This is a genomic window from uncultured Leifsonia sp., from assembly GCF_945957465.1.
Classification (GTDB): Bacteria; Actinomycetota; Actinomycetes; order Actinomycetales; family Microbacteriaceae; genus Leifsonia.
Genome location: NZ_CAMFLC010000026.1, coordinates 1 through 23,427 on the forward strand (window position 1 = coordinate 1; position 23,427 = coordinate 23,427).

Here is a 23,427-nt window from a genome sequence, read left to right on the forward strand (position 1 = left end):
CGCGCTGCAGCCGGCCCGGTAGCCCCCTCAGACCGCGCGCGGCCAGTCGTGGATGGCCGCGCGCACCACTCCCGGCCGGGGCGCGCACCGTCGTGGGATGCGCGCCCCGGCCGTAGGAGCGCCTCCGGCCGCACGCGCCGCGCGTGACGCGCGCGCCGCCCGCCGAGGGGCACGTTGTCGTCCCTTTCGCGCGCCGAAAGCCACAACAACGTGCCCCTCGGCACCTCCCGGCACGATGGGTCGGGCGCGAACGCGCGCTAATGCTTGTGTAGCCGCGGGGTGAGATGCGGAATTTCGCATGGATCATGTATCGTCGTAGCTACGGGTCGGCGTCGAGAAATCCGCCGGCTCGTTGGTAGACGGAGGCGCGAACGGGTACGCACCTCCTGTCGATCACCATGCTGCTCCTAGTGCAGCGCTTCGATGCCCCCAGCCGGTCGGGTTCCGCTGGGGGCATCACCCGTTTCCGCTGCGCGGGCGCGCGGCACGCGCCGGCGCCGGTGCCGCGAAGATTCGTGACGAAACCCGACATTCGTGCCACGAATCCCGACATTCGTCACGAATCCCGCACTCCCGATGCGATGCGCGCGGCGTGCGCGAGGCGGTTCAGAGGGCGGCGATCGACCAGGAGGCGGTCGCCGACTCGCCGGGGGCGAGCACGATGAGGTCGTTCCCCGAGTTGTAGGCGTCGGGCGGGCAGGTCATCGGCTCGACGGCGAGACCCAGTCGGTCGAGCTCCGGGATGTCGTTGTCGGCCGTGTGCACCTGCACCCACGTGCACGCCTCGTCCCACGTCATCGCCACGCCCGTGCCGGCGGCCGAGCGCACCGTGACCGTGGCGCGGCCGTCGGCGTCGCGTCGCAGCCCGGTGAACGCGTGGTCGATGAAGGTGTCGGCGATCGGCCGAGGCGAGCGGAAGTCGAACACCCCCGCACCCTCCGTCGCCACATCGACCAGCGCGACGGGGATGAGCCGGTCCTCGGTGACCGTCAGCACGTCCGACGCGGGGAGCTCGAGCGTCCAGTCGTCCACGCGCCCGTCGCCGCCGACGAGATACGGGTGCGGACCGGTTCCCCAGGGCGCGGGCGTCGGCCCCGAGTTCGTGCCGGTGACGGTGGTGTGGAGGCCGTCCTCGTCCAGCTCGAACGCGACCGCCACCTCCACCCGGTGCGGGTAGCCGGCCTGTGCCTCGATGGTCGCCGCGAGCGTGACGCTGCTCGCCGAGCGGTCGACGGCGGTGAAGTCGAGCCAGGCGGCGAGGCCGTGGAGGGCGTGACCGCGGGTGGGCTCGGTCAGCGCGAGCTGGTACTCCTCACCGCCGAACGCGTAGCGTCCGTCGACGACGCGGTTGGGCCACGGCGCGAGCGTGGCGCCACGGAAGGCCGGACGCACTTCGTCGGCGTCGAACGGGACCACGAGGTGGCGGCCGCGGTGCTCCAGGGTGCGCAGCGAGGCGCCGACCGACGCGATCGTCGCGTGGTAGTCGCCCGCGGTCAGGCCGTAGTGGGTTCCGGAGATGGGGATGCTCATCCGCCCATTCTGGCCGGAACACCGCAGACGGCACGAATTCGTGTGGAAACCGCCGGGAGCGGCGGAGTGCCCGGCCGTTCCGCTGCTTGTGACGCGCGCGAAACGTGGGGAAACCTGCGGGAAACGGTGCATAGGTAGCGTCCTGCCATGGGCGATCTGTTCGGCGGCTACGCAGCGCAGGCCACGCGCCGCCGCCGCGGCCGGGCCCGGCCGTTCGACGAGATGTTCACCGACACGCGTGGAGCGGTCGCCGAGCGCACCCGGCCGGCGTACCGCGAGCTCTACACCGCCCTCGCGGCCCTGACGCAGGAGGAGCTGCGCGGCCGCACCGAGGCGCTCGCCAGTTCGTACCTCGCCCAGGGCGTCACGTTCGACTTCGCCGGAGAGGAGCGGCCGTTCCCGTTGGACGCCGTCCCGCGCGTGATCGAGCAGGCCGAGTGGTCGCGCATCGAGCACGGAGTGAAGCAGCGCGTCCGAGCGCTCGAGGCGTTCCTCAGCGACGTCTACGGCGCGCAGAACGCCGTCCGCGACGGCGTCATCCCGGCCGGGCTGATCACGTCGTCCGCGCATTTCCATCGGGCGGCGGCCGGGGTGGAGAGCGCCAACGGCGTGCGCATCCACGTGTCGGGCATCGACCTCATCCGCGACGAGCAGGGCGGCTGGCGGGTGCTGGAGGACAACGTGCGGGTGCCCAGCGGCGTCTCCTACGTGATCTCCAACCGCCGGGTGATGGCGCAGACCCTCCCGGAGCTCTTCACCTCGATGCGTGTCCGTCCCGTCGGCGACTATCCCTACCGGTTGCTCCAGGCCCTCAAGGCGAGCGCCCCGGGCGGCATGGAGAACCCGAACGTCGTCGTGCTCACCCCGGGCGTCTACAACTCCGCGTACTTCGAGCACACGCTCCTCGCCCGCTTGATGGGGGTCGAGCTGGTGGAGGGCCGCGACCTGTTCTGCTCGGGCGGGACAGTGTGGATGCGCACGACCTCCGGGCCACAGCGAGTCGACGTGATCTACCGCCGCATCGACGACGACTTCATCGACCCGCTGCAGTTCCGGGTGGACTCGGTGCTCGGGACCCCCGGCCTGATGCTCGCGGCCCGGCTCGGCACGGTCACCATCGCCAACGCGGTCGGCAACGGCGTCGCCGACGACAAGCTCGTGTACACCTACCTCCCCGACCTGATCCGCTACTACCTGGCCGAGGAGGCGATCCTCCCCAACGTCGACACCTGGCGGCTGGAGGAACCGGAGGCGCTCGCCGAGGTGCTCGACCGGCTCGACGAGCTCGTCGTCAAGCCCGTGGACGGTTCCGGCGGCAAGGGGCTCGTGATCGGCCCCGACGCCGATCGGGCGGAGCTGGCCCGGCTGCGGACGCAGTTGCTGGCGGACCCGCGCGGCTGGATCGCGCAGCCGGTGGTGCAGCTTTCGACGATCCCCACCCTGGTGGACGACGGGATGCGCCCGCGGCACGTCGATCTGCGGCCGTTCGCGGTGAACGACGGCCGCGACGTCTGGGTGCTTCCCGGCGGGCTGACCCGGGTCGCGCTGGCGGAGGGGCAACTCGTCGTCAACAGCAGTCAGGGCGGCGGGTCCAAGGACACCTGGGTGGTCGGCGCGCCGGGCGCCGATCCCGTCGCCGACGCCCGGGCGGCGGAGCAGCGTCCGCGCGCGGACGGCAAAGCGAGGGTGGAGGGCAGGGGCGTTCCCGGGCTCGTCGCCGATCAGGCCTCCGCGTCACCGCCACCGCTGCCGGCGCCCGACCACTCCGAGCAGGACGCCCCCCGCACCGACCAGCAGCAGCAGCAACAGCAGCAGCAACAGCAGCAGCAACGGGAACGGCAGGAACGGCTGCACACACGACGGCGGCGGCAGCAGGCCGCGACGGCCGCGATCGCCCGGGTCGCGGGAGAGGAGTCCCCCTGATGCTCAGCAGGATCGCGTCGTCGCTGTTCTGGATCGGCCGCTACGTCGAACGCGCCGACGGCACGGCCCGGATCCTCGACGTGCACCTGCAGCTGCTGCTGGAGGACCCGTGGATCGACGAGGACACCGCGTGCCGGTCGCTTCTCGGTGTGATGGGCTCCGCCGCCGTCCCCGGTCCGATCACACGGGAGGACGTGCTGCGCATCCTCGCGGTCGACCGCGGCACCCCGGCCTCCATCGGGTATTCGCTGACCTCGGCTCGCGAGAACGCGCGGCGCGCCCGCGAGATCGTCTCGAGCGAACTGTGGGAGTGCCTGAACACGACGGCCGCGCGGGTGCCGCGGCGCGTCGCCGGCGACAAGGTGCACGACTTCTTCACCTGGGTGCGCGAGCGCACGGCGCTCGCGGTGGGCATCGTGGACTCCGGCACGAGCCGCGACGAGGCGTTCCACTTCTTCACGCTCGGCCGCAGCCTGGAGCGCGCCGACATGACCGCCCGGCTGCTCGCGACCCGTTCGCTGACCGAGGCCAGCGGGCCCAGCTGGACGACGATCCTGCGGTCGTGCGGCGCCTACGAGGCGTACCTGCGCACGTACCGCGGCGTGCCGTCCACGCGCAACGCCGCCGAGTTCCTGCTGCACGACCGTCTGTTCCCGCGGTCGATCCTGTACGCGGTGTCGCGCGCGGTGGACAGCCTGCGCGACATCGAGCCGCGCCACGAGCGGGCCGGCGTGTCCGACCGCGCGGTGCGGTTGCTGGGTCAGGTGCAGAGCGAACTGGAGTTCCGCCCGGTCGCGGAGGTGCTCGACGACCTCCCGGCGTACATGTCGACGATCCAGGACGCGACGAGCGCCGCGACGTCCGCGATCACCCACCGCTATTTCCCCGAGAATGCTGCGCCGAGCTGGACGGGGGAGCGGCTGTGAAGCGGCTGCGTGTGACGCACTCCACCGGCTACCGGTACGGCGCCGAGGTGTCGGCCTCCTACAACGAGGCTCGGATGCTGCCCGTCAGCGGTGACCGGCAGCTGGTGCTGCACGCGACCCTCGACGTGCAGCCGGTGTCGTCGCACCACCAGTACACCGACTACTGGGGCACCCGGGTGCTCGCGTTCGACGTGCTGAACCCGCATCGCGAGCTCGCCATCACGGCGACCAGCCTCGTGGAGGTGCTGGAGACTGCCCACGCAGCGGAGCCGCTGGGATGGCAGGAGCTCGCCGCCACGGTCGCACGGTCGGGGGAGTGCGTCCAGCAACTGCGGCAGACCGCGCTGACCGAGCCCCCGGCGTCGCTCGTCGCCATGGCGGCGGAGGCCGGTGCCGCGGGCGAGGACCCCTGCGCCGCGGCGCACGCGATCGCGGTCGCGGTGGGGGAGGCGATGGCCTACGAGAGCGGCGTCACCGGGGTCCGCACGACGGCCGGCGAGGCGTGGGAGGTTCGCCGGGGGGTCTGCCAGGACATCGCACACGTCGCGATCGGCGCGCTGCGGTCGGCGGGGATCCCGGCCCGGTACGTCTCCGGCTACCTGCATCCCAAGGCCGACGCGGCCGTCGGCGAGACGGTGGTCGGGGAGTCGCACGCGTGGGTCGAGTGGTTCTGCGGCGAGTGGCACGGCTACGACCCGACGAACGGGATCGAGATCGGCGACCAGCACGTGCGTGTCGGTCACGGCCGCGACTACACCGACGTCGCTCCGCTGCGCGGCGTGTACTCTGGGGCGGCCGGGTCGGAGCTGTTCGTGTCGGTGTCGATCACGCGGGAGGGGTGAGCGTTCCCGTCCTGTCGCTGTAGCGTTGCGGGATGCGGATCGCAGTGCTGTTCGGAGGCTCCGGCGAGGAGCGGGATGTGTCGATCGCGAGCGCGGCGCCGGTGGTGCGCGCGCTGCGGGGGCTCGGGCACGACGTGCTCGCCGTCGACACGGCCTCCGGTGCCCTCGACGCGGCGGAGGAGGCTCGCGTCCTGACCGGCGCGGTCGGGGTCGCCCCGCCCGATACGGCGGCGCTGGCGCGGCTGGCGGGCGCGGGCCGGGCGCTGCGGCTGCCGGCGGATGTCGCGGGGGTCGACCTGGTCTTCCTGGCGCTTCACGGCGGCTCAGGAGAGAACGGCGAGCTGCAGGCCCTGCTGGAGCTGGCCGGAATCCGCTACACGGGGTCCGGTCCGCTCGGCAGCGGGCTGGCGATGGACAAGGAGCTGACGAAGCGCGTCCTCCTGCAGGCGGGTGTCCGGACACCCGCCTGGCACCTCGACCCGCTCGAACCGGCCGCCGCAGCCGCCGAGCTCGGGCTGCCGGTGGTGGTGAAGCCGAACGCGCAGGGCTCGACGGTGGGGTTGACGGTCGTGCGACACCAAGCCGAGCTGCAGGCCGCGCTCGAGCGTGCGGCGGTGTTCGGGCCGGTGCTGCTGGAGCGCTTCGTCCCCGGTCGGGAGCTGACGGTCGGCGTGCTCGGCGACCGGGCGCTCGCCGTCGGGGAGATCGTGCTCGACCCGGATGCGGCCTTCAGCTACAGCGAGAAGTACCAGCCGGGCGCGGTGCAGGAGACGTTCCCCGCCGATCTGCCCGCCGAGATCGCGGCGGAAGCGCAGGACGCCGCGCTGACCGCGCATCGGGCGCTCCGGCTCTCCGGCTACAGCCGCACGGATTTCCGGCTCGACCGCGACGGCGTGCTCTGGACGATCGAGGTCAATTCGCTCCCCGGCCTGACGGCCACCAGCCTGCTTCCGCAGTCGGCGGCGGCCGTGGGGATCGGGTACGACGACCTCTGCCGCCGGATCTGCGACCTGGCGCTGCGGTGACCCGCTACCTGAACGACCTGTAACGATCGGCCCGTCGGGGTTGCTCCGGAGGCGGGGGCCGCTTGAATGGGGTCATGCGTAGTGTCGGCTGGTCGTTGTTCGGGTTCGCGCTGGTGGTCGGCGCGGTGGCGCTGGGCGCGCTCACGACTCCCGCGGTCGACCACGGCCTGGCCACCGTCGCCGTGGAGCACCATGCCGGGCTCACCCGCCGGCAGTGGGTCGATCTGGCGATCGCCGCGCTGTTCTTCATCGCCGCCGCCGCGGCGGCGGGCGCCCTCATCGTCACCCGCCTGCGCGCCTCCCGCCGCGACCGGCACCCGCAAGCCCCCTACCCCGCCACCGCCGACGCCTGACCCCGCCGCGCGCACCCAAGGGCCCCCGAGGGGCCCCCGAAGTGCTCCCGAGGGGCCCCCGAAGTGCCCCCGAAGTGCCCCCGAAGGGCGTCCGAGGGGCACCCGAGGGGCCCCGAAGCGCTCCCGAGGGGCCGCCGAGGGGCGTCTAACGGCCCCTAAAGTGCCCGAATAGGGGCGCTAAGACGCCCCTCGGGCGCCCCTCGTCGGCCCTTCGCGCACCCCTCGGACGCCCCTCGGGTGCCCCTCGGGGGCCCCTCGGCGGCCCTCGAACGGAAGGGGCGGCTCACCCGGCGGCGCGGAGCGCCGCGTAGAGGTCCGCGCGCGCAGCGAAGCCGCCGAGGTCGCGGCCGAGCAGCCGCTCGGCGTCGGCGACGCGCGCCCGCAGGGTGTGCCGGTGCATGCCGAGCCGGCGCGCCGCCACGTCGTAGACGCCGTCGGCGTCCAGCCAGGTGCGCAGGATGCCGGGCAGCGCCGGGTCGGCCTCCGCCAACGGCGCCAGCGCGGTCGCCGCCACCGCTCGCGCGTCCGGCGTCTGCAGGAGGGCGAGCATCCCGGCCGCCGCCACGTCGTCGAACGACGGGACCGGCTCGTCGGGCGTCGACCGTCGTGCCGCGACGTCCGCCTGCGTCACGCCGGCCGCCAGCGCGTCGAGCGCGACCGGCGCCGAGGAGCCGCCGCGCAGCTCGAACCGCGCGGCGAGCTCGCCTACGGTCTCGGGTGTCGCGCCGACGACGACCAGGTTCTGGCCGTCGCGCGCGAAGAAGCCGTCGCCGTCGGCTTCCAGCCAGTCGGCCGCAGAGGCGCCCGCGGAGCCGTGCAGCACGGTCACCCGCACGGGCCCGGCGGGCAGGGCGCCGAGCACGGGTTCCGCGATCGTCTCGGCCAGGGCACGTTCGCCGGCCAGGAGGGCGCGCCAGACGGCCGTGCGCAGCCGGGAGCGCGCCGCGTCGGTCGCGCGGCTCTGCTCGAGTGCGAGCCCGGCGAGCGCGACCACGCCGGTGACGACCTGCTGGGCGGCCTGATCGAGGCCCTCCGATCCGACGGCGAGCACCCCGCGCAGGCGCCCGGCGGCGCCGAGCGTCTGCAAGGCGAACGGGCCGGCGGCGGTGCCGGCGGTCCCCGCGGCGCGGCGGCGGCTCCGCAGCAGCGGCTCGGCCGCTTCGGTCAGCGAAGCGCGGGCGGCCGTGTCGAGAGCACCGGACGGCGCGATGCGGTCGAGCGTTCCGTCGGCACCGAACAACGCGACGGGCCGCTCGAGCTGGCGCGCCAGCTCGCCGAGCACGGCGCCGAGGGCGTCCGGCCGCAGCGCCGCGAGCGAGATCGCCCGGGAGGCGCGCAGCGCCCAGGTGTTGCGGGCGTAGGCGTCCGCCGCGACGCGGTCGGCGACGAACCGGGCGACGGCGATGAACGGCGTGCGGTAGGGCACCTCGAAGAGCGGGAGGCCGTGCCGGGTGCAGGCCTCCACGAGCGGTTCGGGGGTCTCCCGCAGCACCTCCGTCCCGAACCCGAGCCCGGCGATCCCGTGCGCCACCAGCCGGGACACGTACGGGTCGACGTCGTCCGGCGTCTCGGTCACCAGCAGGACCTGCCCGGGCGACAGGAAGGGCGTCGGGTCCGGGAGGTCGGAGCTGTGCGCCCACGCCAGCGGCGCGTCGAGGTCGCCGCTGTCGGCCGGGGTGAGCAGCCGGAGGCCGAGCTCCGGTCGCGCGAGGAGCTGGGCGAGGGTCGCGGGCATCGGGCACTCCATCCGCCAGGGTGTCGAATCCAGTTTCTGAAATTGTACGGTCCGTCCAGGCGGCGGGCATGCCCCGCTCCTTACGATTCCGCCATGACCATCGTTTCTCCCGCCTCCGCAACCCTCGTCGGCGGACCCTCGCTCCCGCAGGAGCGCCGGCTCGTCACCCCCATCCCCGGACCGGAGTCGCGCAAGCGCGCCGAGCGCAAGGCCCAGGCCGTCGCGGCCGGTGTCGGTGCGACCATCCCGGTCTACACCGTCGCAGCGGGCGGGGGTGTGCTCGTCGATGTCGACGGCAACTCGCTCATCGACTTCGGCTCCGGCATCGCCGTGACCGGTGTCGGCAACGCCGCCCCCCGCGTCGTCGAGGCCGTCACGCAGCAGGTCGCCGCGTTCACCCACACGTGCTTCACCGTCGCGCCGTACGACTCCTACGTCGATGTCGCCGAGGCGCTCAACCGGCTCACCCCTGGCGACTTCGCCAAGCGCAGCGCCCTCTTCAACTCGGGGGCGGAGGCCGTGGAGAACGCGGTCAAGATCGCCCGTCACTACACGGGCAAGCAGGCCGTCGTCGCGTTCGACCACGCCTACCACGGCCGCACCAACCTCACCATGGGCCTCACCGCGAAGAACCAGCCGTACAAGAACGGCTTCGGCCCGTTCGCGCCCGAGATCTACCGCGCGCCGCTCAGCTACCCGCTGCGCGACGGCGGCCTCTCCGGCGCCGAGGCGGCCAAGCGTGCCATCACGATGATCGAGAAGCAGGTCGGCGCCTCCAACCTGGCCGCCCTCATCATCGAGCCCATCCAGGGCGAGGGCGGCTTCATCGTCCCGGCCGACGGCTTCCTCCCGGCTCTGCAGGCCTGGGCGAACGAGAACGGCGTCGTGTTCATCGCCGACGAGGTGCAGACCGGCTTCGCCCGCACCGGCACCCTGTTCGCGTCCGAGCAGTTCGGCATCGTCCCCGACCTGATCGTCACCGCCAAGGGCATCGCCGGCGGCCTCCCGCTGTCGGCCGTCACCGGCCGTGCCGAGATCATGGACGCCCCGCAGGTCGGCGGCCTCGGCGGCACCTACGGCGGCAACCCGCTCGCATGTGTGGCCGCGCTGGCCGCGATCGAGACCTACGAGCAGGAGGACCTGGCCGCGCGCGCCCGCGCCATCGGCGAGATCCTCTTCGAGAAGCTGGGTGCCCTGCGCGACGCCGACGCGCGCGTCGCCGAGGTGCGCGGCAAGGGCGCGATGGTCGCCATCGAGCTGGTGGACCCCGAGACCGGTGAGCCGGATGCCGCGCTCACCGCCAAGGTCGCCGCCGCCGCGCACGCCGCGGGCGTCGTCCTGCTGACCTGCGGCACCTTCGGCAACGTGATCCGGTTCCTGCCGCCGCTGAGCATCCCCGACCACCTCCTCATCGAGGGGCTGGACGTCGTCGCGGAGGCGGTGGCCAACGCATGAGCGCCGTCGACACCACCACCGGCACGCAGCTGGGCGCCCGCGAGGCGGATCTCCTCTCGCGCGTCCCCGACGGACTCTTCATCGGCGGGGCCTGGGAGCAGGGGAGCCGCCCGCAGATCCAGGTGCAGGACCCGGCGACCGGCCGCGTCATCAAGCGCATCGCCAACGCGACACCCGAGGACGGCATCCGCGCCCTCGACGCCGCCGTCGAAGCACAGGAGGCCTGGGCGGCGACCCCGCCGCGCACCCGTGCTGAAATCCTGCGCCGCGCGTTCGACCTCCTGCAGGAGCGACGCGACGACTTCGCGCTGCTGATGACGCTGGAGATGGGCAAGCCGCTGGCCGAGGCGAACGGCGAGGTCACCTACGGCGGTGAGTTCCTCCGCTGGTTCTCCGAGGAGGCCGTGCGCATCGCGGGCCGCTACGGGCAGAACCCGGAGGGCACCGGCACGATGGTCGTCTCCCAGCGGCCGGTGGGTCCGTGCTTCTTCATCACGCCGTGGAACTTCCCGTTGGCGATGGCGACGCGCAAGATCGCGCCGGCGCTGGCCGCGGGCTGCACGGTCGTCGTGAAGCCGGCGGAGCTGACGCCGCTGACCACGCTGTTCTTCGCCCAGCTGCTGGCCGATGCCGGGGTGCCGGCCGGTGTCGTGAACGTCGTTCAGACCAACACCTCCGGTGCCGTCTCCGCCCCGATCATCGCCGACCCGCGGCTGCGCAAGCTGTCGTTCACCGGCTCGACTCCGGTCGGCCGCGCGCTGCTCGCGCAGGCCGCTCAGAACGTGCTGCGCACCTCCATGGAGCTCGGCGGCAACGCGCCGTTCGTCGTGTTCGACGACGCCGACCTCGACAAGGCCGTCGAAGGCGCCCTGCTGGCGAAGTACCGCAACGTCGGCCAGGCCTGCACCGCCGCCAACCGCTTCATCGTGCACGAGTCGGTCGCCGACGAGTTCGCGAAGCGGGTGGCCGCGAAGGTCGCCGCGATGCGCGTCGGCCCCGGAACCGAGGACGGCGTCGCGATCGGCCCGCTCATCGACGACCGGGCGGTCGCGACGATGGAGACTCTGGTCGGCGACGCGGTCCGGCGCGGCGCCCGCGTCCTCACCGGCGGCAAGGCGCCCGAAGGCGACGGCTTCTTCTACGAGCCGACGGTGATCGTGGACGTGCAGCCCGGCAGCGAGATCCTCCGCGAGGAGATCTTCGGGCCGGTGCTGGCGATCACCACGTTCGCCACCGAGGACGAGGCCGTCGCGCGCGCCAACGAGACCGAGTACGGCCTGGTCGGCTACGTGTTCACGCAGGATCTCGCCCGCGGTCAGCGCATGATCGACCGCATCGACACCGGGATGATGGGCCTCAACACCGGGCTCGTCTCCAACGCGGCCGCTCCGTTCGGCGGCGTCAAGCAGTCGGGTCTGGGCCGCGAGGGCGGCTTGGAGGGCATCCACGAGTACCTGAGCACGAAGTACACGCTCATCCCCGCCTGATCCAGCGAACCGAATCCCGACCACGAGAGAAGTCACCATGACCAGCACCCCGCGCATCCTCGTGTGCTACACCGCGACCCCGGCGGGCGAGGACGCCCTCGCCGCCGGGGCCGCGTTGGCCGCCTCGTTCGGGGCCGACCTCGACGTGGTCCTGGTGATGCCGGACACGTCGCGGCGCGGCAACGTGCCGAACGACCCGGCATACGACGCCCTCCTGCGCGACACCGCGGAGGGCTGGCTGGCGGAGGCGCGCACCCGCGTGCCCTCGTCGGTCGCCTTCAGCGGGCGGGTCGCCTACGGCGACTCGCTCGCGGAAGGGCTGCTGAGCTCCGCCGAGGAGCTCGGATCGACGCTGATCGTCGTCGGCGCAGCACGCGGCGGCCTGCTCGGCCGGTTCACCGTCGGCTCGGTCGCCGGCGCGCTGCTGCACGCGTCGCCGATCCCCGTGCTGCTGGCGCCCGAGGGATGGCGGGAGCACGCTCCGGGGCTCACGCGCGTGACCAGCATGGTCGGCACGCGGGCGGGTGCGGAGGCCGTGCTCGCCACGGGCGAGCGGCTGTCGGCCGCCGCGGGCGTACCGCTGCGGCTGGTGTCGCTGCTCGCGCTCGACCTGCCGGGGGACGCGCAGGCGCCCAAGCAGAACGTCGGCGAGCACCACGCGGCCAGCGTGCTGCAGGAGGTCAGTGCGGCGACCGGTGTCGTCGCGACGGCGGTCGTGGCGAAGGGCGACAGCATCCAGGACGCGGTGTCGCGGCTGGACTGGGAGCCCGGCGAGGTCGTGGTGGTGGGTTCGAGCCGGCTGGCGCAGCCCTCCCGGCTGTTCCTCGGCTCGACGGCCGCGGCGATGCTGCGCGAGCTGCCGGTTCCGATGATCGTGGTGCCGCGCCCGGAGTGAGGCTCCCTGCGACTCTTCACAGTTGAATCTGTGTAAGGCGAGGCTTACCTTACAATCGAATCCGGTCGGAACCCGCCGACCGTGATCCGCCCGCCTCCGCAAAGGAACCTCATGTCCCCCTTGGGTGTCGCCGCTCTCGGCGCCGTCGCCGGCCTCACGATCTTCCTCGGCCTCCCGGTGGGCAGGATCCGCTCCAACGGCGTCACCCTCAAAGCCGCGCTGAACGCGCTGGCGACGGGCATCCTGATCTTCCTCCTGTGGGATGTGCTCTCGCAGGCGTGGGAGCCGGTCGACACGGCGCTCACGTCGCACCGGCTGGGTCCGGCGCTCGGGCAGGGGCTGCTGATGACCGCGTGCATCGGCGTCGGCCTGCTGAGCCTGACGTACCTCGACCGGTACCTGAAGCGCCGCGCGCTCGCGATGGCATCTCCCGTGCGACCTCCGGCGGGGTCCGGCCCGGTGCCGCACGTGCACGCGCTGGGCGCGGCGCACACCCCGGGCGCCGGGCACGCGCCGGGCGCGGGTGCGGCCGGCGTCGCCACGACCACGGGCGTCGCGATCGTCGCGGCGACCGAGGCGGAGTCGCGGGCCGGCGCGCGCCGCCTCGCGCTCACGATCGCGATCGGGATCGGCCTCCACAACTTCGCCGAAGGCCTCGCGATCGGCACCGCGGCAGCGCAGGGTGAGCTCGCGTTCGCCGTGCTGCTCATCATCGGGTTCGGCCTTCACAACGCCACCGAGGGCTTCGGGATCGTCGCGCCGCTGAGCGGCACGCGACCCTCGTGGGGCTACCTGGCCCTGCTCGGGCTGATCGGGGGAGGACCGACCTTTCTCGGCACGGTCATCGGCCAGGCGTTCAGCAGCGACATCGTCTCGATCGCGTTCCTCGGCCTCGCGGCCGGCTCGATCCTCTACGTGATCATCGAGATGCTCGCCGTCGCGCGTCGCACCGGACTGAAGACGCTCGTCGCCTGGTTCATCCTGGCGGGCATCGTCGCCGGGTTCGCCACCGACGCGATCGTCACCGCTGCCGGCGCCTGATTCCGCTCGCCCCGGCGTGGTGATTCAGTAGGGGTGACCCGCACCCGAAAGGGAGGGCGCGCAGCCGCCGGGCTGTCGGCGTTCACATTCGCACGGCAGAAGTCGAAGCTCGCGGGCACCATCCGAGGCGCGCGCGTCGTGATCACGGGCGGGTGCTGAGGCTCCGCCCCGCGTTCGTCAGGTCTGCGGCTCCACCTGGGCGGCGAGCTCGCGCTTGACGTCGTGTTCGATCAGCACGGGGATGAAGTCGCGCACCGGCGCGCCCGTGTAGTCCAGGTGGCGCTCGTGCACCAGGTCGACGATTCGGTCGCGCGGGACGAGCGGGAACCGCTGCGCCAGGCGGTCGACGGCGTGGCCGATCGCGATCTCCTCGTCGGCCTTCTCGCCGGGCGGTGCCGCAGCGGTGATGTCGTCGTCCAGGGGTGGCACGGAGGCGGCTGGTTCGTCGCTCATGGCGAGATTATCGCGCGCGTGACAGGGTGGAGGCTATGGATGAGATCGAGGTAGTGGTCGTCCGCGTCTTCACCGACGAACGGGGCGCCAACGGGAACGAGCTGGGCATCGTGACGAGCTCGCCGGTGACGGCGCGGCGCGAGCAGGAGATCGCCGCAGCTCTGGGGTTCAGCGAGACGGTGTTCATCGACGAGCTGGACGAGCCCGCGGGCCTCGCGACCATCCGCATCTTCACGCCGGCCGCCGAACTGCCGTTCGCCGGCCACCCGAGCGTCGGCACCGCGTGGTGGCTCGCCCACGAGCGCACGCCGGTCGGCGCGCTGGCCGAGAAGGCCGGCGATGTGGCTGTCTCGGTCGACCTCGACGCCGACGCGGCCTCCATCGACGCACGCGCCGAGTGGGCGCCCGCCTTCACCTGGCTGCCGCTGGAGACCCCCGCCGATGTCGACGCCCTCGACCCGTTCGCCTTCACCGAGGGGCAGCACTACGCCTACGCCTGGATCGACGAGGGGGCCGGGACCCTGCGCGCCCGCATGTTCGCGCCGGCCATGGGCATCGTGGAGGACGAGGCGACCGGTGCCGCCGCGGTCGCCATCACCGCCAAGCTCGGGCGCGCGCTGCGCATCCGCCAGGGCGAAGGCTCCGAGCTGGTCACGGAGCCGCTCGGCGACGGGCTGATCCGCGTCGGCGGCACGGTCGTGTACGACCGCACCATCGACGCCACGCTGTGAACGTCGAGACGATCGTCGTCGGACGCCCGGAGGACGACCTCGTCGGCGTCGCGGCGACCGAAGACGGCGCCGTCTGGTGCACCATGGCCGCCGGGCGCGTGGGGAGGATCGGGCCGGACGGCGACGTCGCGATCCTCGACCTCGGCGAGGCGGCCACCCCCACGGGCGTGACGGCTGTGACGGAGTCGACGGTGTGGGTGGTCGACAGCACGGGAGGCCGGCTCCTGTACGTCGGCGCGGACCTGACCGTGGACCACGAGGTGGTGGTCCCGACCCCCGACGCCCACCCGCTGGCCGCGGTCACCCTCCCCGATGGAACGACCTGGTTCACGGAGCAGTTCGGCCAGGCGCTCGGCCGCGTCGGCATCCTGGGCCGGGTGGAGGAGTTCCCGGTCGGCGCCGACGGCGGCCCGTCGGGCATCACGGCGGCGGGTGACAACGTCTGGTTCTCGCTGCAGGGGCATCGGCCGGCGCTCGGTCACGTCCGCGGCGGCGACGCCGCGATCGAGTTCGTCGAGCTGCCGCTGGGCTCCGGCCCGGGCGGCGTCGCCGTCGCCGACGACGGTGCGGTGTGGACCGCCCTGCACGCGGCCGATGCGCTCGCTCGTGTGGCGCGCGACCGCACGGTCGCGGTGATCCCGCTCGACGAGGGCGCGAGCCCGTGGGCAGTGGTCGCCGACGGCGACGGTGTGTGGGCGTCGCTGTGGGGAGCCGACGCCCTGGTGCGCGTGACGGCCTCCGGGGAGACCGAGCGGGTCGGGCTGCCGGCCGGGCCGCGCGGTCTGACGGTGGCGCCGGACGGCACCCTGTGGGCGTCGCTGGTCTCGGGCGCGCTCGCGCGCGTCGCCAGCGGAGGAGTTTCGGCCGCGCACCCCGCTGAAACGCAGTGAACGGAGGAGATCCGGGCGGTCCTGACCCGGATCTCCTCCGTTCGCCCGCGGTCGGCAACGGAGGAGTCCTGCCCGATCCGAGCCCGGATCTCCTCCGTTACCCGACGCACGCGGGCGTGTCGCGTCGGATCTCCTCCGTTGCCTACTCGCCCACCCCGACGAACTCCGCCGCCTGGTCGGCATCCCGTACGCCGGACTCCAGCCGCGCCCGCAGCGCCGCACCGAGCGCCGCGTCCACGTTCGTCCAGTACTGGATCGCCCGCTCTCGGATGTCCTCACGGGTCACGCCGCCGACGGCTCCCGCGATGGTGTCGAGGAAGCGCTCACGCGCGGCGTCGTCGAAGACCTCGCGGTAGAGCGTGCCCGCCTGACCGAAGTCGTCGTCCTCTGCGTGCAGGGTCGCCGCTGCGCGCACGAGCGCACCGTCCGACTCCCACGATCCCTCGCCGGCGGCAGCGGCCGAGGCCGACGGTCCGCCGAACGAGTTCGGCGCGTACACCGGGGCGGAGGCCGGCTTGAAGCCGTGGCGACCCGCGCCGTCCTGCGAATAGTTGTTCACCGGCGCCACGGGCGCGTTGACCGGCAGCTCGTTGTAGTTCGTGCCCACGCGGTAACGCTGCGCGTCGGGGTACGAGAACACGCGCGCCATCAGCATCTTGTCGGGGCTGATGTCGATGCCCGGCACGGTGTTGGCCGGCGAGAACGCCGCCTGCTCGATCTGCGCGAAGAAGTTCTCCGGGTTCTCGTTGAGGGTGTGCACGCCCACCTCGATGAGCGGGTAGTCGCTGTGCGGCCAGACCTTGGTGAGGTCGAACGGGTTGAACCGGTAGCTCGTGGCGTCCTCGTACGGCATCACCTGCACGCTCACCTTCCATGCCGGGAAGTCGCCGCGTTCGATGGCCTCGTACAGGTCGCGACGGTAGTAGTCGGCGTCCTCGCCCGCGATGCGCTCGGCCTCGGCTCCGTGCATCTCGTCGTTGCCCTGCAGCGCGTGGAAGTGGTACTTGACCCAGAACCGTTCGCCGGCCGCGTTGATCCACTGGTAGGTGTGCGAGCCGTAGCCCGGCATGGTGCGCCAGGAGCGCGGGAGGCCGCGGTCGCCCATGAGGTAGGTGACCTGGTGCGCCGACTCGGGCGACAGGGTCCAGAAGTCCCACTGCATGTCGGCGTCGCGGAGGCCGGAGCCGGGCAGGCGCTTCTGCGAGTGGATGAAGTCGGGGAACTTGATGCCGTCGCGGATGAAGAACACCGGGGTGTTGTTGCCGACGATGTCGTAGTTGCCCTCGGTCGTGTAGAACTTCACCGAGAAGCCGCGCACGTCGCGCCAGGTGTCGGGCGAACCCTGCTCCCCGGCGACCGACGAGAACCGCTGCAGCGTACGCGTGGTGGTGCCCGGCTGGAACACGGCGGCCTTCGTGTAGGCGGTCACGTCGCCGGTGACGACGAACTCGCCGAACGCGCCGCCGCCCTTGGCGTGCACGATCCGCTCCGGGATGCGCTCGCGGTTGAACTGCGCGAGCTTCTCCACGAGGTACCGGTCGTGGAGGGCGGTCACGCCGTCGTGCCCTGCCGTCAGCGAGTGCGCGTCGCTTCCGACCGGGGTGCCGGTCTGGGTGGTCGTGTGGTTGTGCGTCATGGTTCTCCTCACCTCATTCGGCGCGCGACGGGGCTTTCGCCGCACGCTCCTGACAGGACGGGCACAGTCCCCAGAAGGTCACCTCGGCCGTATCGACCACGAACCCGCCCGCATCCGACGGATGCAGGCAGGGGGCGTGACCGACGACGCAGTCGACGTCGGCGACCGCCCCGCACGACGTGCATACGACGTGGTGGTGGTTGTCGCCGACGCGACGCTCGTAGAGCGCCGGCGAGTGCGCCGGCTCGATCCGGCGGAGGAGACCGGCGACCGTGAGGTCGCCGAGCACATTGTGGATGTTCTGGATCGAGGTGCCGGGCAGTGCGGGTAACACCGCGCGGTACACCGATTCGGCATCCACATGGGGGTGCGTGTCGAGGACGCGGAGGACGGCGAGCCGCCCCTGCGTCACACGGAGCCCGGCCGCGCGCAGCGCGTCCTCGTGCTGTGCCGTGTCCATCCCTCCACGCTATCGGAATGGTTTTGACTTATTCAAAACAACCTGCCGTCCCGGGCGTGGCGCGAACGGTGCACGCGCACCGCTCAGCGCAGGATCGACTCCATCTTCTTGCCCCGGGCCACCTCATCGACGAGCTTGTCCATGTACCGCAGCTTCTGCATCATCGGGTCGTCGATCTCCTCGACCCGAACGCCGCAGATCACTCCCGTGATGAGCGAGGCGCGCGCATTCAGCCCCGGCGCCTCGTCGAAGAAGGTCTTCAGGTCGACACCGCGGTCGATCGCCGACCTCAGCCCCTTCTCGTCATAGCCGGTCAGCCACCGCACGACCGTGTCGACGTCGGCGCCCGTGCGGCCTTTGCGCTCGACCTTGGCGACGTAGAGCGGATAGATGCTCGCGAAGCTCGTGGCGAAGATCTTGTGCATGACCTCAGGGTAGCTCTCGGGGTGGCACCCGTCTCGGGTGCAGCCGTGCTCTCCCGTACGCTTTCATGAGACATATCACCAAGACGGAAGACGGTTTCCCATGACGCACGATTTCGTCGTCGACGCGCTGGGTGTCGGGCTGCGAGTGGAGGTCGACGGGATGTCCCGCGACGACTTCCGACGGCTGCGCGCCCAGTGGAGCCGGGTGTCGGCCCCGCGGAGCCGGGTAGCGGCCCCGCGGAGCCGGGTGACGGCTCAGCGAGCGCCGTCGGGCACGATCTCCGCCGTCCTCGGAGAACCGGCCCACGGTGCAGACGTGTCCGGCCGGGACTTCGACGAGGTCAGCGTCGCCCTGCGGCAGATGATCAACCTCCGGGCGATCGAGAGCAGGCGGGAGGAGCTCCTGATGTTCCACGCCGCGGGTCTGGCCGATCCCACGACCGGCCACGTCATCGCCTTGATCGGCCCCTCGGGCGCGGGTAAGACGACGGCCGCATCGACGCTCGGCAGGGTCCTGGGCTATGTATCGGATGAAACGGTCGCCGTCGATGCGTCGGGCGAAGTGCACCCTTTCCCCAAGCCGCTCGCGGTCAAGCAGCGCAACACCCCGCGCAAGTCCATCGCCGGCCCCGACGCGCTCGGACTGGTCGACGTGCGCGCTCCGCTGCAGCTCACCCGCCTCGCCCTCCTCGACCGTCGCGAGGAGCCCGTCGCCCCGGCGATCACGACGCTGGGGATGGGGGAGGTCCTGGCCCAGGTCATCGAGCAGACCAGCTACTTCGCCTCGCTTCCCCGAGCGTTGAGGCGGCTGGAAGCCCGGATCCGGATCTCCGGCGGGGTGCACGTGATCCGCTATCACCGAGCGGCCGACCTGCACGACCCGGTTTGCGAGCTGCTCCGGCGGCCCGCGGCCCATCTCGCGCAGGAAGAGGGCCCGGCTGTGCGTGACGTCGAGGCCGTGGCCGGCGCCCTCCCGCCGGGCGCGTACGGGCGCCAGGAGGTCGACGACTGGATCGATACCGGTAGGGAGGTCCTGATCCTGGTCGGGGGCAAGACCTCCCGGCTCTCGCCTCTCGGCTCGGTGCTCTGGAACGCCCTGGAGACCCCGCTGCCGCTGGACGACCTCGTCGCTCGGGCCGAGGCCGTATTCGGACCGGCGCCCGAGGACGCCGCCCGGATCACCGTCCAGTCGATGCTGGACGAGTTCGTCGCTGCCGGGTTCGTCAGACGGAACGGGAAGGACGCGCAGGGCGGATCGGCCGAGAACGACACCGAAGGCGACGGGCTCCCCAGCGACGTGGCCTCGCTCTCGAGCTGAACCGTGTGGTTTCACCCGCCGCCGGGTGGAGGAGTGTGGACGAATCCCCGTGGATCACCGCATCCCGAGCCCCGGTTCCTGTCCGACTCACGCGGTTCGCTCGAGCATTCACCACCGCGCAATGCGCCACCGCGCGGCGCCACCGTGCGGCACCACCGCGCCACTACCGCGCGCGTGACCGCAGCCGGGTCTCCTCGATGTCGAGCATCGACTGTGCCTCGGTGAGGATGCGCGACGGGTACGCCCCCCGAGCGCGCTCGAGGAGCAGTCGGTTGCGCTCGGCGTCGACCACGGCGAGCCGCAGCGTGCGGTAGATGTGGTGCGGGCGGCTCTCCGGGGGCGCGTCATAGAGCACGATGCGTTCCCATGCCGACTCGGCGCGCAGGTACGTCGTCTGCCGCACGCGCTCGACGACCTCGGGGTCGACGGGGGACGGGGTGCCCGCCGCGGTCTCGGGATCGTCCAGGACCGCCAGTCCGGCCTCGCTGAGGTCGTCGAGGAGCTGCGCGAGCAGCCGCCTGTCGTCTTTGATGTCGACGCCCTGGAGCCCGAGGACCCGGATCAGCCAGGGCAGTGTGCCGCCCTGGACGACCAGGCTGACGAACGCGACCGTGAAGGCGATGAGGATGAGTTGCGGACGGTAGGGGATGTCGCCGGGCAGCGACTGCGCGGCCGCGAGGGTGACGACGCCGCGCATCCCGGACCAGCCGAGAACGACGCCGCCCTTCCAGTCGATCGCCTCCTGGCGGAACTCTTCGAGGTCGCTGCGGTGGCGTTCGTAACGCAGCTCGGCGCGATGCTTGCGTTGCGCCTGCCAGCGGTAGCGCACCGGATGGTCGCGGAAGTAGCTGATCATCAGCCACTCGCGCAGCACGTGCTTCTCGGCCCGTTCGCCGCGTCTTCGCAGGAAGAAGATGAGCGGGCCGATCAGGATGAACCGGATCACGACCAGGGACGCCATCGCGATCAGCCCGATCCCGACCGCATCCCACACGCTCAGGATCTCGGGGTGCTCGACGTCGGCGATGAGCGTGCGCAGCTCGAGGCCGATGAGCAGGAAGACGCCGTTCTCGAGCAGGAACTGGATGGTGCGCCAGTTGATCTGGTCGCTGATGCGGGCCTGGGCGCTGAACTGCCGGGGTGCGGCGTGCCCGGTGTAGAGGCCGGTGATGACGACGGCGAGGACTCCCGAGCCGTGCAGCGCCTCCGTCGGCGCGAAGGCGGCGAACGGAACGATCACCGACAACGCGGTGTCGAGGACCGGGTCGTTCAGCTTGGAGCGCACCCACACCGAGACGAAGCCGACGACCAGGCCGATCACGAGCGCGATGACGACGGCCGAGAAGAAGTCCAGCACGCCGGCGATCGGCGTCGCGAGGGCGCCGACGGCCGCTGCGAGCGCGGTGCGCAGCAGCACCAGGGCGGTGGCGTCGTTGACGAGCCCCTCGCCCTCCAGCACGGTGAGCAGCCGCGGCGGCAGGCCGAGCTTGCGGCCGATGGAGGTGGCGGCGACGGCGTCGGGCGGGCTGATGATCGCGCCGAGCGCGATGGCCGCAGCCAGGTTGAGGTCGGGCAGCATCGTGTAGAGCACGAAGCCGGAGGCGAAGGCCGTGACGACCACGAGGAAGACCGACAGGCCGGCGATCGGCGCCAGGTTCCGGCGGAAGTCGGTGAGCGGGACGCTGATCGCGGCTGCGTAGAGGATGGGAGGCAGCAGGCCGTCGAGGATGATCTCGGGCGGGACCTCGACCTCGGGCACACCGGGCAGGCCGGACAGGGTGACGCCGACGATCACGAGGATGATGGGCGCGGCGACGCCGAGCTTGCGGGCGGAGGCGGCTACCCCGACGATCACCGCGACGGCGATCACTGCATAGACACCGAGCTCCATTCCTCCAGCCTAGGGAACGGAACGGCCTGGTCTGAACGCTCTCTCAGGTTCAGCGAGCGCGCAGTCCGTCGATCGCCATCGCGATCACCCGGTCGCGCTGCTCGTCGTCGTCGAAGGCGACTCCGGCGATGCCGGACACCATGCGGATGACGTCGCCGATCGAGGCGTCCGGCCGCAGTTCGCCGGCCTCCTGGGCGCGGCGGACCAGCGGTTCGCCGGCCGCGTAGAGCGAGGTGCGGCAGCTCAGCAGCACGGGGGAGTCCTTGTTGAGGCCCTCCAGCAGCGCCTTCTTGGTGCCGACATAGAGGAGGAACCGGCGCAGCCAGGCCTGCACGGCCTCCCAGGGCTCGAGCGTGGTGGCATCGTCCGCTGCGCGGACGACGGCCTCGACCTCTTCGACGTAGACCGCCTCCACCAGGGCGTCGCGGGTGGGGAAGTTGCGGTAGAGCGTGCCGATGCCGACGCCCGCCCGCCGCGCGATGTCCTCGAGGGAGGCGCCGGCGCCGTCTGCCGCGAACGCGTCGCGCGCTGCGGCGAGCAGCGCGTCGAAGTTGCGGCGGGCGTCGGCGCGCTGGGGGCGCGCGATGAGGGGAGTGGCGGTGTCGGTGCCGGTCACGGCAGTGGTTCCTTCCAAGGTTGCGCAGATCACGGGTTGCGAAACGGAGGCACCCTCCGGTATTGTCTTACCTGTAACCGGAGGCAGCCTCCGATCGGAGCCTCCCTCCAATTGTAGCTCTCCGCAGCGAAAAGAACACCGTCAGAAAGTCATCCGGTCGGCCATGCGCCGCCCTCCCATTCGAGAAGAAAGCCGTAGCCGTGTCTCGATCCCGTCCCTCCGCCACCTTCGCCGTTCTGGCTCTCAGCGTGGCCTCCTTCGCGACTCTCCAGTCGCTCGTCGTCCCCGTCCTGCCGGTCATCCAGCAGGACCTCCACACCACCACCGCCGGCGTCACCTGGACCATGACCGCGTGGCTGATCGCCGCGGCGGTCGCCACGCCGCTGCTCGGCCGCGTCGGCGACCTCGTCGGCAAGCGACGGGTGTTCGTGCTCGCCCTGCTGGCCGTGGCCGTCGGCAGCGTCATCGCCGCCGTCGCGCCCTCCATCGGCGTACTCATCGCCGGCCGTGTCGTCCAGGGCCTCGGCGGTGCCATGTTCCCGCTCGCGTTCGGCATCATCCGCGACGAGTTCCCCGCCCACCGGCTGCCGTCGGCGATCGGCGCCATCGCGTCGATCATCGCGGTGGGCAGCGGTCTCGGGACCGTGCTCGCCGGCCCCCTCGCCGACCTCCTCAGCTGGCGCGGGCTCTTCCTCGTACCGGTCGCCCTCACCGTGACCGCGGCCGTGCTCGCCCTCGCCATCGTCCCCGAGTCGCCGACCCGGGCGACGGGAGGCGTCAACCCGTGGTCGGCCGCGCTGCTCTCCGGCTGGCTCATCGCCCTCCTGCTGCCGCTCAGCACCGGCGCACAGTGGGGCTGGTCGTCGCCGCTGGTGATCGCGCTGTTCGCGCTGGCCGCCGTGCTTCTCGCCGCGTGGGTGGTCGTGGAGTTGCGCTCCCGCCACCCGCTGGTGGACATGCGTCTGATGCGCGAGCCCGGCGTCTGGTCGATGAACGCCGCCGCCGTCTTCATCGGAGCCGCCATGTTCGCGGTCTTCGCGTTCTTCCCGCGGTTCGTGCAGACTCCGGCCTCCACCGGCTACGGACTGGGCGCGAGTGTGGCCGAGTCGGGGCTCCTGATGCTCCCGATGCTCGTGACGATGGCGGTGACCGGTTTCATCAGCGGACCCCTCGAGCGCTGGCTCGGCTTCCGCACGCAGATCGTGATCGCCGCGGTCGTCATGGCGGCGTCGAGCCTGTCGATCGCGTTCTTCCACGGCTCGCTCTTCGCGGTCGCAGCGGCATCGGGCGTGTTCGGCATCGGCCTCGGTCTCATCTACGCGGCGATCACCAGCGTCGTGGTGCAGAGCGTCCCCGCGACGCAGACCGGGATCGCGAGCGGGATGAACGCGAACCTCCGCACCGTCGGCTCGGCCATCGGGGCCGCGGTGATGACCGCGCTCGTGACCGGCACGACCGGCGTGGGCGGTTTGCCGGCGGAGTCGGGTTACACCGAGGGTTTCGCGACGGCCGGGGTGCTCGCGTTCGGCGCGGCCGGCGTCACGGTCGCCGCGGCGATCGTGATCCGCTCGCGCACCCGCGCGGCTGCCGACCTCGCCGCCGTCGCCGGGCTCGCCCGGCTCGACGCGGAGGCCCGCATCGCCGAGGCGGATCCGCTGCGGGCGGCCGCCGAAGCCGCCGCCGTCGAAGCCGCCGAGATGGCTCGACTCGTCGAGAAGGTGGAGGCCGACCGCCCGACCGAGCCGGTCACCTCCGCCGCGTAGTCGCGCGGGCAACTCCGGAGCCCGCCCCCGGA

21 protein-coding genes are annotated in these 23,427 nt (G+C 72.2%); 13 read left to right on the forward strand and 8 right to left on the reverse strand.

What is annotated here, in order from left to right:
- Positions 1 to 606 precede the first annotated feature (606 nt).
- Positions 607 to 1,530: an aldose 1-epimerase family protein gene (locus Q0Q23_RS12360; protein ID WP_295124036.1), complete on the reverse strand. Its 924-nt coding sequence runs from the start codon at positions 1,528 to 1,530 to the stop codon at positions 607 to 609.
- Between the two features lie 147 nt (positions 1,531 to 1,677).
- Between Q0Q23_RS12360 and Q0Q23_RS12365 the strand changes: the two genes are divergently transcribed.
- The 5 genes from Q0Q23_RS12365 (at position 1,678) to Q0Q23_RS12385 (ending at position 6,599) form a co-directional block, all read left to right on the forward strand.
- Positions 1,678 to 3,453: a circularly permuted type 2 ATP-grasp protein gene (locus Q0Q23_RS12365; protein ID WP_295124039.1), complete on the forward strand. Its 1,776-nt coding sequence runs from the start codon at positions 1,678 to 1,680 to the stop codon at positions 3,451 to 3,453.
- Positions 3,453 to 4,379: an alpha-E domain-containing protein gene (locus Q0Q23_RS12370; RefSeq protein ID WP_295124042.1), complete on the forward strand. Its 927-nt coding sequence runs from the start codon at positions 3,453 to 3,455 to the stop codon at positions 4,377 to 4,379. The genes Q0Q23_RS12365 and Q0Q23_RS12370 overlap by 1 nt, the downstream gene beginning before the upstream one ends.
- Positions 4,376 to 5,221 (forward strand): transglutaminase family protein, encoded by an 846-nt coding sequence (locus Q0Q23_RS12375; RefSeq protein ID WP_295124045.1) that lies wholly within the window; start codon positions 4,376 to 4,378, stop codon positions 5,219 to 5,221. The genes Q0Q23_RS12370 and Q0Q23_RS12375 overlap by 4 nt, the downstream gene beginning before the upstream one ends.
- A gap of 32 nt (positions 5,222 to 5,253) precedes the next feature.
- On the forward strand, positions 5,254 to 6,246 hold the full coding sequence (locus Q0Q23_RS12380; protein ID WP_295124048.1) for a D-alanine--D-alanine ligase: 993 nt from the start codon (positions 5,254 to 5,256) through the stop codon (positions 6,244 to 6,246).
- 74 nt (positions 6,247 to 6,320) lie between these two features.
- Positions 6,321 to 6,599 (forward strand): hypothetical protein, encoded by a 279-nt coding sequence (locus tag Q0Q23_RS12385; RefSeq protein ID WP_295124051.1) that lies wholly within the window; start codon positions 6,321 to 6,323, stop codon positions 6,597 to 6,599.
- A 283-nt stretch (positions 6,600 to 6,882) separates the two neighbouring features.
- On the opposite strand, the gene Q0Q23_RS12390 is transcribed toward Q0Q23_RS12385, so the two are convergent.
- Complete coding sequence (locus Q0Q23_RS12390) at positions 6,883 to 8,334, reverse strand: PucR family transcriptional regulator (protein WP_295124054.1); 1,452 nt, start codon at positions 8,332 to 8,334, stop codon at positions 6,883 to 6,885.
- A 93-nt stretch (positions 8,335 to 8,427) separates the two neighbouring features.
- Here Q0Q23_RS12390 and gabT point away from each other — a divergent pair, with 93 nt between their 5' ends.
- From gabT to Q0Q23_RS12410, 4 genes are all read left to right on the forward strand, one after another.
- On the forward strand, positions 8,428 to 9,789 hold the full coding sequence (gene gabT / locus Q0Q23_RS12395) for a 4-aminobutyrate--2-oxoglutarate transaminase (protein ID WP_295124059.1): 1,362 nt from the start codon (positions 8,428 to 8,430) through the stop codon (positions 9,787 to 9,789).
- Positions 9,786 to 11,276, forward strand: a complete 1,491-nt coding sequence (locus Q0Q23_RS12400) for an NAD-dependent succinate-semialdehyde dehydrogenase (RefSeq protein ID WP_295124062.1) — start codon at positions 9,786 to 9,788, stop codon at positions 11,274 to 11,276. The genes gabT and Q0Q23_RS12400 overlap by 4 nt, the downstream gene beginning before the upstream one ends.
- A gap of 37 nt (positions 11,277 to 11,313) precedes the next feature.
- Entirely contained in the window at positions 11,314 to 12,171 is an 858-nt protein-coding gene (locus tag Q0Q23_RS12405; protein WP_295124065.1) for a universal stress protein, read from the forward strand.
- Positions 12,172 to 12,282: 111 nt separating this feature from the next.
- A complete protein-coding gene (locus tag Q0Q23_RS12410) occupies positions 12,283 to 13,212 on the forward strand; it encodes a ZIP family metal transporter (protein WP_295124067.1) in 930 nt (309 codons plus the stop codon).
- A gap of 177 nt (positions 13,213 to 13,389) precedes the next feature.
- Here the strand turns inward: Q0Q23_RS12410 and Q0Q23_RS12415 are convergent, their stop codons facing one another.
- On the reverse strand, positions 13,390 to 13,665 hold the full coding sequence (locus Q0Q23_RS12415) for a three-helix bundle dimerization domain-containing protein (protein WP_295124070.1): 276 nt from the start codon (positions 13,663 to 13,665) through the stop codon (positions 13,390 to 13,392).
- Positions 13,666 to 13,700: 35 nt separating this feature from the next.
- Between Q0Q23_RS12415 and Q0Q23_RS12420 the strand changes: the two genes are divergently transcribed.
- Together Q0Q23_RS12420 and Q0Q23_RS12425 are read left to right on the forward strand one after the other, a co-directional pair.
- Positions 13,701 to 14,396 carry a PhzF family phenazine biosynthesis protein gene (locus Q0Q23_RS12420; protein WP_295124073.1) on the forward strand — a complete coding sequence of 232 codons (696 nt, stop codon included), beginning with the start codon at positions 13,701 to 13,703 and terminating at the stop codon, positions 14,394 to 14,396.
- Positions 14,393 to 15,286, forward strand: a complete 894-nt coding sequence (locus Q0Q23_RS12425) for a hypothetical protein (protein ID WP_295124076.1) — start codon at positions 14,393 to 14,395, stop codon at positions 15,284 to 15,286. Before Q0Q23_RS12420 ends, Q0Q23_RS12425 begins: the two co-directional genes overlap by 4 nt.
- 142 nt (positions 15,287 to 15,428) lie before the next feature.
- Here Q0Q23_RS12425 and Q0Q23_RS12430 read toward each other — a convergent pair whose 3' ends face one another.
- The 3 genes from Q0Q23_RS12430 to Q0Q23_RS12440 form a co-directional block, all read right to left on the reverse strand.
- Positions 15,429 to 16,922 (reverse strand): catalase, encoded by a 1,494-nt coding sequence (locus tag Q0Q23_RS12430; protein WP_295124079.1) that lies wholly within the window; start codon positions 16,920 to 16,922, stop codon positions 15,429 to 15,431.
- Between the two features lie 13 nt (positions 16,923 to 16,935).
- Positions 16,936 to 17,382 (reverse strand): Fur family transcriptional regulator, encoded by a 447-nt coding sequence (locus Q0Q23_RS12435; RefSeq protein ID WP_295124081.1) that lies wholly within the window; start codon positions 17,380 to 17,382, stop codon positions 16,936 to 16,938.
- 83 nt (positions 17,383 to 17,465) lie between these two features.
- The gene (locus Q0Q23_RS12440) at positions 17,466 to 17,807 is read right to left on the reverse strand and encodes a DUF2200 domain-containing protein (RefSeq protein WP_295124083.1); all 342 of its coding nucleotides are present in this window, start codon (positions 17,805 to 17,807) and stop codon (positions 17,466 to 17,468) included.
- 100 nt (positions 17,808 to 17,907) lie between these two features.
- Between Q0Q23_RS12440 and Q0Q23_RS12445 the strand changes: the two genes are divergently transcribed.
- Positions 17,908 to 19,125, forward strand: coding sequence for a PqqD family peptide modification chaperone (locus Q0Q23_RS12445; protein WP_295124085.1), 1,218 nt, complete (start codon positions 17,908 to 17,910; stop codon positions 19,123 to 19,125).
- Positions 19,126 to 19,288: 163 nt separating this feature from the next.
- Here Q0Q23_RS12445 and Q0Q23_RS12450 read toward each other — a convergent pair whose 3' ends face one another.
- Entirely contained in the window at positions 19,289 to 21,016 is a 1,728-nt protein-coding gene (locus Q0Q23_RS12450; RefSeq protein ID WP_295124087.1) for a sodium:proton antiporter, read from the reverse strand.
- A 49-nt stretch (positions 21,017 to 21,065) separates the two neighbouring features.
- Positions 21,066 to 21,632: a TetR/AcrR family transcriptional regulator gene (locus Q0Q23_RS12455; protein WP_295124090.1), complete on the reverse strand. Its 567-nt coding sequence runs from the start codon at positions 21,630 to 21,632 to the stop codon at positions 21,066 to 21,068.
- A 200-nt stretch (positions 21,633 to 21,832) separates the two neighbouring features.
- Between Q0Q23_RS12455 and Q0Q23_RS12460 the strand changes: the two genes are divergently transcribed.
- Positions 21,833 to 23,395, forward strand: a complete 1,563-nt coding sequence (locus tag Q0Q23_RS12460) for an MFS transporter (protein ID WP_295124093.1) — start codon at positions 21,833 to 21,835, stop codon at positions 23,393 to 23,395.
- Positions 23,396 to 23,427: the final 32 nt, after the last annotated feature.

Excerpts from the sequence above, each read along its gene's own strand:
- Q0Q23_RS12400 (WP_295124062.1), top strand. The coding sequence starts at position 9,786 with ATGAGCGCCGTCGACACCACCACCGGCACGCAGCTGGGCGCCCGCGAG.
- gabT (WP_295124059.1), top strand. The coding sequence starts at position 8,428 with ATGACCATCGTTTCTCCCGCCTCCGCAACCCTCGTCGGCGGACCCTCG.
- Q0Q23_RS12410 (WP_295124067.1), top strand. The coding sequence starts at position 12,283 with ATGTCCCCCTTGGGTGTCGCCGCTCTCGGCGCCGTCGCCGGCCTCACG.
- Q0Q23_RS12420 (WP_295124073.1), top strand. The coding sequence starts at position 13,701 with ATGGATGAGATCGAGGTAGTGGTCGTCCGCGTCTTCACCGACGAACGG.
- Q0Q23_RS12370 (WP_295124042.1), top strand. The coding sequence starts at position 3,453 with ATGCTCAGCAGGATCGCGTCGTCGCTGTTCTGGATCGGCCGCTACGTC.
- Q0Q23_RS12440 (WP_295124083.1), bottom strand. The coding sequence starts at position 17,807 with ATGCACAAGATCTTCGCCACGAGCTTCGCGAGCATCTATCCGCTCTAC.
- Q0Q23_RS12435 (WP_295124081.1), bottom strand. The coding sequence starts at position 17,382 with ATGGACACGGCACAGCACGAGGACGCGCTGCGCGCGGCCGGGCTCCGT.
- Q0Q23_RS12385 (WP_295124051.1), top strand. The coding sequence starts at position 6,321 with ATGCGTAGTGTCGGCTGGTCGTTGTTCGGGTTCGCGCTGGTGGTCGGC.
- Q0Q23_RS12365 (WP_295124039.1), top strand. The coding sequence starts at position 1,678 with ATGGGCGATCTGTTCGGCGGCTACGCAGCGCAGGCCACGCGCCGCCGC.
- Q0Q23_RS12360 (WP_295124036.1), bottom strand. The coding sequence starts at position 1,530 with ATGAGCATCCCCATCTCCGGAACCCACTACGGCCTGACCGCGGGCGAC.
- Q0Q23_RS12415 (WP_295124070.1), bottom strand. The coding sequence starts at position 13,665 with ATGAGCGACGAACCAGCCGCCTCCGTGCCACCCCTGGACGACGACATC.
- Q0Q23_RS12450 (WP_295124087.1), bottom strand. The coding sequence starts at position 21,016 with ATGGAGCTCGGTGTCTATGCAGTGATCGCCGTCGCGGTGATCGTCGGG.
- Q0Q23_RS12430 (WP_295124079.1), bottom strand. The coding sequence starts at position 16,922 with ATGACGCACAACCACACGACCACCCAGACCGGCACCCCGGTCGGAAGC.
- Q0Q23_RS12405 (WP_295124065.1), top strand. The coding sequence starts at position 11,314 with ATGACCAGCACCCCGCGCATCCTCGTGTGCTACACCGCGACCCCGGCG.
- Q0Q23_RS12390 (WP_295124054.1), bottom strand. The coding sequence starts at position 8,334 with ATGCCCGCGACCCTCGCCCAGCTCCTCGCGCGACCGGAGCTCGGCCTC.
- Q0Q23_RS12380 (WP_295124048.1), top strand. The coding sequence starts at position 5,254 with ATGCGGATCGCAGTGCTGTTCGGAGGCTCCGGCGAGGAGCGGGATGTG.
- Q0Q23_RS12445 (WP_295124085.1), top strand. The coding sequence starts at position 17,908 with ATGACGCACGATTTCGTCGTCGACGCGCTGGGTGTCGGGCTGCGAGTG.